The organism is Streptomyces sp. NPDC054863 (genome assembly GCF_053610825.1).
Genome location: NZ_JBSGZD010000027.1, coordinates 22,202 through 32,892, shown reverse-complemented (window position 1 = coordinate 32,892; position 10,691 = coordinate 22,202). Strand labels below are relative to the sequence as shown.

Annotated in this window: 9 protein-coding genes; 6 read left to right on the top strand and 3 right to left on the bottom strand. The window is 69.0% G+C overall.

Features of this window, described 5'->3' with window-relative positions; genetic code table 11:
- Window positions 1–46: 46 nt before the first annotated feature.
- Together ACWGIG_RS08270 and ACWGIG_RS08265 are read right to left on the bottom strand one after the other, a co-directional pair.
- A complete protein-coding gene (locus ACWGIG_RS08270) occupies window positions 47–265 on the bottom strand; it encodes a DUF397 domain-containing protein (protein ID WP_453320737.1) in 219 nt (72 codons plus the stop codon).
- Between the two features lie 5 nt (window positions 266–270).
- Window positions 271–1,140 (bottom strand): helix-turn-helix domain-containing protein, encoded by an 870-nt coding sequence (locus tag ACWGIG_RS08265; protein ID WP_453320730.1) that lies wholly within the window; start codon window positions 1,138–1,140, stop codon window positions 271–273.
- Between the two features lie 277 nt (window positions 1,141–1,417).
- Here ACWGIG_RS08265 and ACWGIG_RS08260 point away from each other — a divergent pair, with 277 nt between their 5' ends.
- The 6 genes from ACWGIG_RS08260 (at window position 1,418) to fabI (ending at window position 8,516) form a co-directional block, all read left to right on the top strand.
- Complete coding sequence (locus ACWGIG_RS08260; protein WP_453320729.1) at window positions 1,418–1,900, top strand: ATP-binding protein; 483 nt, start codon at window positions 1,418–1,420, stop codon at window positions 1,898–1,900.
- 582 nt (window positions 1,901–2,482) lie between these two features.
- Window positions 2,483–3,382 (top strand): helix-turn-helix transcriptional regulator, encoded by a 900-nt coding sequence (locus tag ACWGIG_RS08255; protein WP_453320728.1) that lies wholly within the window; start codon window positions 2,483–2,485, stop codon window positions 3,380–3,382.
- Window positions 3,383–3,550: 168 nt separating this feature from the next.
- Window positions 3,551–5,659 carry an McrB family protein gene (locus ACWGIG_RS08250; protein WP_453320727.1) on the top strand — a complete coding sequence of 703 codons (2,109 nt, stop codon included), beginning with the start codon at window positions 3,551–3,553 and terminating at the stop codon, window positions 5,657–5,659.
- On the top strand, window positions 5,656–6,924 hold the full coding sequence (locus tag ACWGIG_RS08245; RefSeq protein WP_453320726.1) for an McrC family protein: 1,269 nt from the start codon (window positions 5,656–5,658) through the stop codon (window positions 6,922–6,924). The genes ACWGIG_RS08250 and ACWGIG_RS08245 overlap by 4 nt, the downstream gene beginning before the upstream one ends.
- A 108-nt stretch (window positions 6,925–7,032) precedes the next feature.
- Window positions 7,033–7,749, top strand: a complete 717-nt coding sequence (gene fabG / locus ACWGIG_RS08240) for a 3-oxoacyl-[acyl-carrier-protein] reductase (protein ID WP_453320725.1) — start codon at window positions 7,033–7,035, stop codon at window positions 7,747–7,749.
- A 5-nt stretch (window positions 7,750–7,754) separates the two neighbouring features.
- Window positions 7,755–8,516: an enoyl-ACP reductase FabI gene (fabI, locus tag ACWGIG_RS08235; protein WP_453320724.1), complete on the top strand. Its 762-nt coding sequence runs from the start codon at window positions 7,755–7,757 to the stop codon at window positions 8,514–8,516.
- A gap of 97 nt (window positions 8,517–8,613) precedes the next feature.
- Here the strand turns inward: fabI and ACWGIG_RS08230 are convergent, their stop codons facing one another.
- Window positions 8,614–10,620: a helix-turn-helix domain-containing protein gene (locus tag ACWGIG_RS08230; RefSeq protein ID WP_453320723.1), complete on the bottom strand. Its 2,007-nt coding sequence runs from the start codon at window positions 10,618–10,620 to the stop codon at window positions 8,614–8,616.
- Between the last annotated feature and the right edge of the window lie 71 nt (window positions 10,621–10,691).

Sequence of the window (10,691 nt, the reverse complement as noted above, 5' to 3'; positions counted from 1 at the left end):
GCCCTGAGTGCCTCCGGGCGGACGGCCACTTGCGCACCTTCACCGGTCAGAATGCGCCCGACAGGACACCGGCCCGAAAGGCAGACCACTGCGCGGCCGTGAAGCGCAGAGGAGGGATGCCCCTGTCCTTGGAATCCCGTACCGCCTGACCGTTCCCTGGCAGTGTGGCAACCTCGACGCACTGGCCCTCACCGGCGCTGTGGGTGGACTTGCGCCAGGCCGACTTGGGAGGGACGTGCGTGTACAGATCAATGTGCTTGGTCATGCGGTTCACGTGGCGGTTCCTTCTCTCATTCGCTTGATGAGCGCCAGTGAATCGCTCACTGGCAGGGCTGCGGCGACAATCTGGCCGAACGCATCGCTGTAGAGCTCGGCGTCGTCAGTGCCCTCGACGTAGCTCGTACCCTTCAGGTTTTCGAACTGCACGACGGTCGGAATGGGGGCGGGAAATGAGACCAGGTCGAAGGCCCCTGCTCCGCCGGGGTGCGGGGTGGCGTCCAGTGGCATGACCTGAATGGTGACGCCTGGTACCTCGGAGGCGTCCAGCAGCCGCTGCAGTTGATCCCGCATGATGTTCGGGCGATCGGTGAAGCGCCGGTGCAGGACTGCTTCGTCGATAACCGCCCAGAGCTTCAGCGGGCGTTCGGGCCGGCTGAGGACCGCTTGACGGGCCTGACGTACCTCGGTGAGGGCGGTGACCTCCTCTGGGCGTCGGGTGATGGCGTTGGCGGCGATCGTTTCCCGGGCGTACGAGGCGGTTTGGAGCAGGCCGGGGATGAGGAGGGGCGCATAGATACGGACGCTCTCCGCGTCGGACTCAAGCGAGATGTAGTCCGAATAGGCAGGCGTGACAACGCCGTTGTAGGTCTGCCACCACCCCGTTTTCGAGGAATCCTTCGCCAAGCCTTCCAGCGCTGTGACGACGTCAGGGTCGGAAACCCCGTACAGCTTCAGCAAGGGAGCGATCCCTTGAGCGCGGATGTGGGCTTTGGCGTTCTCGATGCGGGAGAGCTTGCCGGTGTCCCAGCTCATGGCGGCTGCGGCGCTCTCCAGGCTCATGCCGGATTCGTTGCGCAGCCGCCGCAGCATGCTGCCGAGGCGCCGTCTGCGCACGGTGGGAACCAGCGGGACTGTCGGCATACGGGGTGTGCCTCCTATCTGGGTTTCCGGATGCGGAAACGGTCCGGAGCTTGTTCGTGCGGGTACTGACGATTGCTCCACGGGTGCAGTGTGACGCCATTCCACGCCCTAAGTCGATGGAACGAATGTTCCTAATTGGGGAAGTGGACCCCAATCTTGCAGTTGCTCACCCCATGGGTGCATCCTGCTACGGACAGCATGTGGTCAATCGCCAATTAGCTGATCATTGCGGGCAGTTGGCCGCACATGCCACCAAGGCAAAGGTGCCTCGATGCTCATGAATGCGAACACCCCGGCGCTCCCCGCGAGCCCCGTCGCCACTCTTGGCCACTACCTCGCCCCCACCCCCACCGGCTTCGCCCTCCACCTTTCCGCCTCGCCGCACAATCTCCGCGCCCTCCGTGTTCTCACCTGCCGGGTGCTCCTCGGTGCGGGTGTCGAACCCGACCTCGTCGACTCCGCCCAACTCGTCCTCTCCGAGCTGTACGGCAACGCGGTCCGGGCCTGCGGCGACTACGTCCCACTCGTCGTCGAGGTCGAGTCGACCATCGCCGGAGTGTGGGTCCGCCTGCACGACCCGGACCGGCACCACCTCCCGCGCCGCACCAGCGTTCAACTCGACGACCCGGAGGCCGAATCGGGGCGCGGGCTCCCCCTCGTGGACCTGCTCGCGCCCGACTGGGAGGTCGCCCTCACGCCGGTTGGCAAGCAGATTCGCTGTCTCCTGCCGTGTGGCACGCGTGACGCGCACGACGTCTGAAGTTGCGCAACGGCCCCCGCCGGCCGCGCGTGAACCGCCCGGACCGTACGACCGGAATCGCACCCTCCCAGACCGAACGGGCGCCCCAATTGCCGTATCGACGTGCGATTTCGTCGATTGTCGTACCCAAGGAGTAGTCTCTCGGCCACACGGCGTTGGTAGTCAACTGCTGTGTCAGTAGCGAGTGTTGGGGAGATGGTGGATGGTCGGGCGTGAGCTGTCACCGGCGGATCACCAGGACAAAGAGATACGCGAAGTCCTGAAGCGGCTCGTTGCCGCCGGTTGGGTTCTCCGCAAGGAAGGGCACTGGGGGCGGCTGTACTGCCCCTGTGTCGGAGGAGGCTGCCTCACCATCCCGGTCCCGGGTACGGCGAAGAACCCGGGGCGCACTGCGCGAAACCTTGCGCGGCGCGCGAAGCTGTGCCCACTCCCCGAAGGGGACCCGCGCCGCACCCTCGGGGGCGGTGTTGTCGTTTGACAACACGCTACAGCTGGGTAAGTCTGCCCTCGTGGGGGTGGCGCACCCTGGCGCGGAGGTTACTGAGGGCACTCGAAGCACGGTCTAAGGGGGGCGGGAGCGCGATGGAATACGAGTTTCTCTTCGTCGTGGACGGCATCAGCGTGGACGACGACGTAGCGGTCGGCATCGTCTTCGACGAGTTCGACGGACTGCTCACCAGCCATCGAGGAAAGCACCTGCTCGACGTGGCGATGGACGGTGACAGCGCGATCGACGCCGCGCACCGCCTGGTGGTCAAGTTCCACAAGGAACTGCCGAAGCTACGGCTGCTGCGCCTTGACCCCGATCTGGTCGGGGTGGCGGACATCGCGGACCGCACCGGGCGCAGCAGGCAGAACATCCTCCAATGGATCAACGGCGAGCGGCGGCAGGAAGCCTTGCCCTTCCCCGAACCGGAAGGCACGGTCGGACGCTCCCTCGTATGGCGGTGGGCGGAGATCAATGCCTGGCTGACGCTGATTGGCGAGGGCGTGGGTGATGCGGGGGCCACCCGCGAGGAGGCCCTGCACATCGACTTCATGCTGTCCCGCTGGCGGCAGGTGCTCGACGACGGGCTGCCGATCGTACGGTTCGTCCATGCCGTGGCAGGTGACGAGGGCACGGAGGGCCGTGCAGCTGTTGCTCGCCTCATGGAGGGCACGCTGTCCGCGCCGGGCGTACTGGACATGATCGCCGCCGTCCCACGGATGGAACGGCAACGGCTGACGGTGATCTGCGCGGTCCTGCCCGACAGGTTGGATGAAGTGGCAGCCCGGATCAGCGGAGACGAGACCACGGCGATCCTCGCTTGGCAGGGCGAGGAGGACCAACTGCACTTCGTCCCCGTCACCACGCGTTACATCCCCGGTTCACGTCCGATCTCAGAACTGGGGCTTGGACGGGATGCGACGGTGGGTGACCTGCTGCTCGTCATCACCAATGGTGTAGTCACGGAAACGACCCCGGTGACTGTCGCTGCGTGACGGGCGGGTACCTTCCCGGTACCCGCCCTGCCTCAAGTCGCGGCCCTGGGCGTCGTACGAGAGGAAGCCGTGCCCACTGCCTTCGAACTCACCGCTCGCGCACTGCACCGGGTCGCAACGATCCTTGCTGAGGAAGCGAATCTTCAAGAGGGCCTCCGCTTCCGTGAAGTGCGCGCACGGGTACACCAGTTGGACCCGTCGCTGAATGACGAGTGGGACGCGCTCGGGTCCGGTGCGAAGAGCGGGATCGACACCAACCTCAACTATCTCGCCACCCGGATGACGAAGGCCGGCTGGCTGACCCGGTCCAACCGGAAGTGGAGGCTGACGGGCCTCGGTGTCCAAGCGCTCGGCAGCTTTTCCGACCCGGTGACGTTCCTGTCCGAGGCGACCATCCGCTACACCCACTGGAAGACCCAGCGGAACCCCTTCGACGCGGCGGCCAAACTCCTCGCGGAGATGCCCGACGACCGCTGGATCGGGATGCAGTCCCTTGCGGACGAGTACTCCGTCGACGCGGAGGCACTTGCCGCATCGCTCCAGGGCTCCCGCTCCGAGGGCTGGCACCTGGCGCTGTCCGAGGACGGAACGGCCGGTTTCGGTATGCCGTTGCTGCCGACCGAGACGGAGACGTGGAAGGGCCTGCTCCTTCGGGACGGTCTGCTCGACGAGACCAGAAGCACCGTGGACACCGCACGCGCCAAGCCGGAGCTGCGCCTTCCGGACGACGAGCTCACCACACTGGTGCTGGGCGAGGAGTCCGGGCAGGACATCATCCCGCCGAGGCCGCGCCGTGTCTGGGTCATCCGGGGCGCCGGCCCGGACGGCGCCAGCCTGATCCGTACCCTCTGGCGGGAAAAGGGAATGGTGACCCTCTCCGCCGACCGCCTCGGCCCCCTTCCCCAAGGTGCCGGTCCGCAGAGGATCCGAAAGGCGGTCGACGAGGCATACTCCGGCACGACCTCGGCCAAGCGCGAGCGGCAGGCCGAGGAACTCTCCATCTTCCTCTCCCGGATACAGGAGGGAGACATCGTGGTGTGCACCGACGGCCCGCACGCCTACGTAGGGGTGGTGCGGGGAGCAGTCGACTACCTCGCTAAGGAGAGCGGCGGGCCCCTCTATGCGCGGTCCGTCGACTGGCGCAACCTGGGCGAGCCGCTCGACTTTGTCCGCGATCTGCCCGACGCGCTGACGGGCAGAGTCAACGACGCGAACGCCCGTATCGTCGACATCAGCGAATTCGCCTCCCAGCTGGAACCGTGGGCCGGCCCGGATCCCGAGAAGGCCACTGCCCCGCCCCTGATCGAGGCCGAACTCCCGGATGCAACAGCGGAGTTGGCCGCCGAACTCACGCTTCCCGACACCGCCTGGCTACAGGAGTGTGTCGAACTCCTTCGGGACAAACGGCAGTTGATTTTTCATGGGCCGCCCGGAACGGGGAAGACGCTGACGGCACGCGCACTGGCCCGTCACCTGACCGGGGGCAACCTCGGCACCGTACGCCTCGTGCAGTTCCATCCGGCGTACACCTACGAGGACTTCTTCGAAGGCTTCCGCCCCCGCCGTCCGGAGAAGAACGCGTCGGGCGCAGGGGCGAGGGGGCAGGAGGCCGAGTCCCCCACAGGGCTTGCGTTCGACCTGATCCGGGGCCCGTTGCGGCTGCTCGCTGACTCCGCGGAAGACCGGCCCGCCGAAGTCTTCGTCCTGGTCATCGACGAGATCAACCGGGGCAATCTCGCCAAGGTCTTCGGCGAGCTGTACTTCCTCCTCGAATACCGCAAGGACTACGTCCACCTTCTGTACGGATCCGACGAGGGCCGGGGATTCCGGCTGCCGCCCAACCTGTACATCATCGGCACCATGAACACGGTGGACCGCACCGTCGCCCTCATGGACGCCGCCATGCGCCGCCGCTTCTCATTCCAGGAGCTGCACCCCGAATCCGCCCCACTCAAGGGGCTGTTGAGTAACTGGCTGACAGCGAAGGGGTATTCACAGGATTCGGCGCTGCTCCTCGACGAGCTCAACCGCCGTATCGCGGACGGCCCGTCTGCCGACCGGGACTTCCGGGTCGGTCATTCGTACCTCATGCAGCCGCTCGCCCACCGCGGACCCGAGTCCCTGGACCGCCTGTGGCGTACCCAGATCATCCCGCTGCTCACCGAATACCACTGGGGGGACGACACCAACATCCAGCAGACGTACGGCCTGGACGGCATCAGGGAACACCTCGGACTGCCCGTGGGCCTTCCCGACACGGGCGCCACCGACGCATGAGCGAGCGAACAGGTAAGGAACCGGACATCCGGCTGCGCCAGTCGGAGCCGTGGACCGAATGGCAGCTCAACCGTGAACAGGCGCGGGAGCTGAGTGAGTCCGAACTCGTCGAGATGCGGCCCGCCCGCAGCGACGACCTCTGGAAGCTGCGGGCCAGAGACAAGGTGGGAGTGGTTCGGCTCGGGCGAGGTGCCGGGCGGGTCCGGCTGTCCATCGCCCCCAAAGTGACCGTTGACCGGCTGATGTACCTCCTCGGATACGCCCCCCAACGCCTGGCCTGGCAGAAGGGGCAGGTGGAGGTGGCCGCCCGCCCCGACCTGCTGCCTGCCATCGCACACGGCTTCACCCGGGCCGCCCAACGGGCGCTGCGCGCCGGCGTTCTCCTCGGCTACCGGGAGGTCGACGACACCCTCCCGCTCCTGCGCGGCAGGCTACGGGCCGCCGCACAGCTCAGTCGCCGCCCGGGTCTCGCGCTGCCCCTGGAAGTGACGTACGACGACCACACCACCGACATCCCGGAGAACCGGCTGCTGCTGGGCGCGGTCCGTCGGCTGCTGCGCGTCCCCGGTGTGGATCCGGTCCGCCGGGCGGAGCTCCAAGGGATCGCCGTACAACTGGATGGAGTCACACCACCCGTGCCGGGCACGCCTTTGCCCACCTGGCAGCGGACCCGGCTCAACCTGCGCTATCAGCCGGTGCTGGCGCTGGCTGCGCTCATCATGGGCGGTTCGTCGTACGAGCTGGAGAACGGGCGGACCGTCACGGTGGACGGCCTGGTCTTCCAGATGTGGCGGGTGTACGAGGACTTCATGGCACGGGCGGTGGGTGAGGCACTGGTCCGCACGGTGGGAGGACGGGCGAAGGCTGCCGATACGTCGCATCACCTCGACGCGGGCAAGCGGCACAAACTGGAGCTCGACCTGGTCCACTACCTGCCCGGCCCAGATGGCGTGGACATGCCGGTCACCGTAGTGGACGCCAAATACAAGAAGGACTTTGTCCGGGACGACCTGTATCAGGTGCTGGTGTACTGCGTGCGGCTCGGGCTCTCGGACGGGCACCTGGTGTACGCCCCGGGGCGGCCGAATGCGTCCGGCCGGCCGAGCACCGTTCGCGTCCCGGTGCCGGGCGGCGAGATCAGACTGCATCGGCACTGCCTGGACCTGACCCTGCCGTACGCCGAGCTGGAAGCCCGGGTCGAGCAGCTCGCGCAGCTGATCGCCAGGACGGATGGAACGGCATCGGGGCGCCTAGCTGCTCTGTAGGAACCCGACAGCGACCGGAGGAGCGCACTGTCAGGGCCCGATTCTCCGTACGAGCCCGGGTACCGATAGTTTCGATCAGTACCAGAACGCTATCGAAAGGGTGATCCGTTGAGCCGCTCGGTTCTCGTCACCGGAGGAAACCGGGGCATCGGCCTCGCCATCGCCCGCGCCTTCGCCGACAACGGCGACAAGGTCGCGATCACGTACCGCTCGGGTGATCCCGCCGAGCTGGAGAAGGCGGGCTTCCTCGCCGTCAAGTGCGACATCACCGACACCGAGCAGGTGGAGCAGGCCTACAAGGAGATCGAGGAGAAGCACGGTCACGTGGAGGTGCTGGTGGCCAACGCCGGCGTCACCAAGGACCAGCTCCTGATGCGCATGTCCGAGGAGGACTTCACGTCCGTCCTCGACACCAACCTCACCGGCACCTTCCGGGTCGTGAAGCGTGCCAACCGCGGCATGCTGCGCGCCAAGAAGGGCCGCGTCGTGCTGATCTCCTCGGTCGTCGGACTGCTGGGCTCCGCCGGGCAGGCCAACTACGCCGCCTCGAAGGCCGGTCTGGTCGGTTTCGCGCGCTCGCTCGCCCGCGAGCTGGGTTCGCGCAACATCACGTTCAACGTCGTCGCGCCCGGGTTTGTCGACACCGACATGACCCAGGCACTCAGCGAGGAGCAGCGCAAGGGCATCGTCGCCCAGGTGCCGCTCGGTCGTTACGCGCAGTCGGAGGAGATCGCCGCAGCGGTGAAGTTCCTCGCCTCCGACGACGCGTCGTACATCACTGGAGCCGTCATCCCGGTTGACGGCGGATTGGGCATGGGTCACTGATCGCCATGAGTGGAATCCTCGAAGGCAAGAACATCCTCATCACGGGTGTCCTGATGGAGTCCTCCATCGCCTTTCACGCGGCCAAGGTGGCACAGGAGCAGGGTGCCAACGTCATCCTGACCGCCTGGCCCCGCCCGACGCTGACCGAGCGCATCGCCAAGAAGCTGCCGAAGCCGGCGAAGGTCATCGAGCTGGACGTGACCAACCAGGAGCACCTGGACCGCCTCGAAGGCCTCGTCCGTGACGAGCTCGGCGGCCTGGACGGCGTCGTCCACTCCATCGGGTTCGCCCCGCCGGGCGCCTTCAACTTCCTCGAAGCCACCTTCGAGGACGTGTCGACGGCGATGCACGTCTCCGCGTACTCCCTGAAGTCGCTCACCATGGCCTGCCGCCCGCTGTTCAACGGCGGCGCCTCGGTGGTCGGCCTCACCTTCGACGCGCAGTTCGCGTGGCCCAAGTACGACTGGATGGGCCCGGCCAAGGCCGCGCTGGAAGCCACCAGCCGCTACCTCGCCCGCGACCTGGGCAAGGAGGACATCCGCTGCAACCTGATCTCCGCGGGCCCGCTCGGCTCGATGGCGGCCAAGTCCATCCCGGGCTTCTCCGACCTCGCGGACGTCTGGAACACCCGCTCCCCGCTGAACTGGGACATGGGTGACCCGGAGCCGGCGGGCAAGGGCATCGTCGCCCTGCTGTCGGACTTCTTCCCGAAGACGACGGGCGAGATCATCCACGTCGACGGCGGCGTGCACATGATGGGCGCCTGAGCGGATCCATCGGGCGGGTGGGGGTGCAGATTCCCCCGCCCGCCTTCGCCGTTCCGCGAGCCGGCCGGGTGCGGCTGCGTCGTGGCCGGTCGCGCGGTCACCCGCTCCGGCGGGGATCCCGGCCCCCGCTCAACCGGTGCAGCCGCAGTGCCAGTTGCAGCTCCAGCGCCCGCTCCGGTGCGTTCCAGCCGGGTCCGAGCAGCCGGCCCACCCGCTCCAGGCGCTGCGTCACCGTGTTCACGTGCACATGGAGCTCGGCCCTCGCCCGCGACAGCGACGCCCCGTGCGCGTAGTAGGCCTCCAGGGTCCTGACCAGGTCCGTTCCCTGCTTCTCGTCGTACTCCAGTACGGGACCCAGGATGCGTGCGGTGTACGCGCCGACGTCCGCGCGGTCGCCCAGCAGGACCCCCAGGAAGCCCAGCTCGACGACGTCCGCACCCTCCCCGGACCGGCCCAGCGCGTGCAGGGCGTTCAGGCAGCGCACCGCCTCGGCGTGGGCGGCGGGCAGCTCGCCGGGGCCTTCGGCGGGTCCTGCCGCACCGACGGTGACCGGTGAGTCCAGGGTGCGGCCCAGGTCGTGGGCCAGTTCGCGGGCGAGCACGGCCACCCCCGCGGGCGAGGCCGGGGCCACCAGGACGACCTGGCCGTCCCGTGTTCCGGCCAGTGCTCCCAGAGTTCTGGCCCGCCGGGCCGCCTCCGTCGACAGCCGGGTTCTGAGCTGTGGCGCGCAGTCCAGTACAGCCACCGCGTGCGGCTTCGCCAGGTCGACGCCGAGCCGGCGGGCCCGCAGCGCGAGACTGCCGCCGTCGGGGTGCCGGGACGATGCGGTCAGCAGATCGTCGAGCAGTTCGCCCCGTACCCGGTCCTCGGCCTCTGCCACCGACCGGCGCAGCAGCAGCACCAGCGCCGTGACCAGCGCGGCCCGTTCGAAGAGACGCAGGTCGGCGTCGGCGAGGAGGGGACGGGGCGCGGGGGCCCCTTCGGGGCGGGGTGCGGGGGACGGCCCGGGGCGCGGCGCGGGGGCGGGCCCGGAGCCTTCTGCCCGCTCCGGGTCAGGTCCGCCCCGTCCCGTGAGGACCAGGCACCCCAGGAGTTCCGTTCCCGCGACCACCGCGCAGGTCCAGCGATCCTCCGCGTACACCGCCCGGCCGCTCGTACGGGACCGGGCCAACCCCCCTGCGGGCGGGGCCGGTTCGCCCTCGCCCACCCGGGCCAGCTCCGTGCCGTCCGCGTCGTGGACCGTCAGCCCGCCGCCGAGCAGCGCCGCCGTCTCGGCCGCCACGTCCGCCACTCCGCCGCCGCGCAGGACGAGCTCGGTGAGCCGGTCGTGCGCGTCCGAGGCACGGCGCAGGGCCTCGCTGTGCGCGCGGGCCGTGGCGTTGGCCGCCTCCACACTGGTGAGCGCCGCCCGGGTCTCCTCCATCAGCCGCGCCCCGTCGATGGCGACAGCGGCGTGGTCGGCGAGCGAGCCGAGCAGCGCGATGGCCTCCGGCGTGAAGTCGCGGGGCGCCCGGTCGGCGGCGAAGAGCACCCCGATCACCCGGTCCCCGAGCCGCAGGGGCACTCCCAGAATGCCGCGCAACCCCTCCTCACCCACCCCGCTGTCGATCGCCCCGGTGTGCCGGAACCGGTGGTCGGTGCGGTAGTCGCGGCTGGCGTACGGCCGCGCGGTCTGCGCGACCAGTCCGCCGAGCCCGTCCCCCATGCGCAGCCGCAACTGCTGGAAGGCCGCCGACACCGAACCGTCCGTGACCCGCATGTACGTGTCGTGCGCGGCCCGGTCGTTGAGGGTCAGGTACGCCACGTCCGCGCCCAGCAGGGTGCGGGCCCGTCTGACGATGGCGCGCAGCACGGCGTCCAGACCGCGCAGCGCCGCCAGATCGCCCGCCGTGTCGAACAGCGCGGCCAGCTCCGCCTCCCGCCGCCGGTGCTGGTCCAGGGTGCGCCGCACCGAGAGCGCCGCCTCCGTGGCCTCCGCCAGCCGGGCGGCGCCCGGCGCGTCGGCCGCCCGGGCCCGCGCGGCCGGTGCCGCGAGCTGCTCGGCGGAGGCTCCCGAGGCGAGCAGGTCGAGCAGTTCGCGCAGCGCGTCGGCGGCTCGGGTCATGGCGGCGGGGTCCGTCCGTACGAGAGGGGACACGGGACGCGCCCCAGCCTGCCGCGCCCCGCGCGGGCGCG

Bases quoted from the DNA above. Each gene is read 5' to 3' on its own strand.
- ACWGIG_RS08270 (WP_453320737.1), bottom strand. From the start codon at position 265: ATGACCAAGCACATTGATCTGTACACGCACGTCCCTCCCAAGTCGGCC.
- fabI (WP_453320724.1), top strand. From the start codon at position 7,755: ATGAGTGGAATCCTCGAAGGCAAGAACATCCTCATCACGGGTGTCCTG.
- ACWGIG_RS08255 (WP_453320728.1), top strand. From the start codon at position 2,483: ATGGAATACGAGTTTCTCTTCGTCGTGGACGGCATCAGCGTGGACGAC.
- ACWGIG_RS08260 (WP_453320729.1), top strand. From the start codon at position 1,418: ATGAATGCGAACACCCCGGCGCTCCCCGCGAGCCCCGTCGCCACTCTT.
- ACWGIG_RS08230 (WP_453320723.1), bottom strand. From the start codon at position 10,620: ATGACCCGAGCCGCCGACGCGCTGCGCGAACTGCTCGACCTGCTCGCC.
- ACWGIG_RS08265 (WP_453320730.1), bottom strand. From the start codon at position 1,140: ATGCCGACAGTCCCGCTGGTTCCCACCGTGCGCAGACGGCGCCTCGGC.
- ACWGIG_RS08245 (WP_453320726.1), top strand. From the start codon at position 5,656: ATGAGCGAGCGAACAGGTAAGGAACCGGACATCCGGCTGCGCCAGTCG.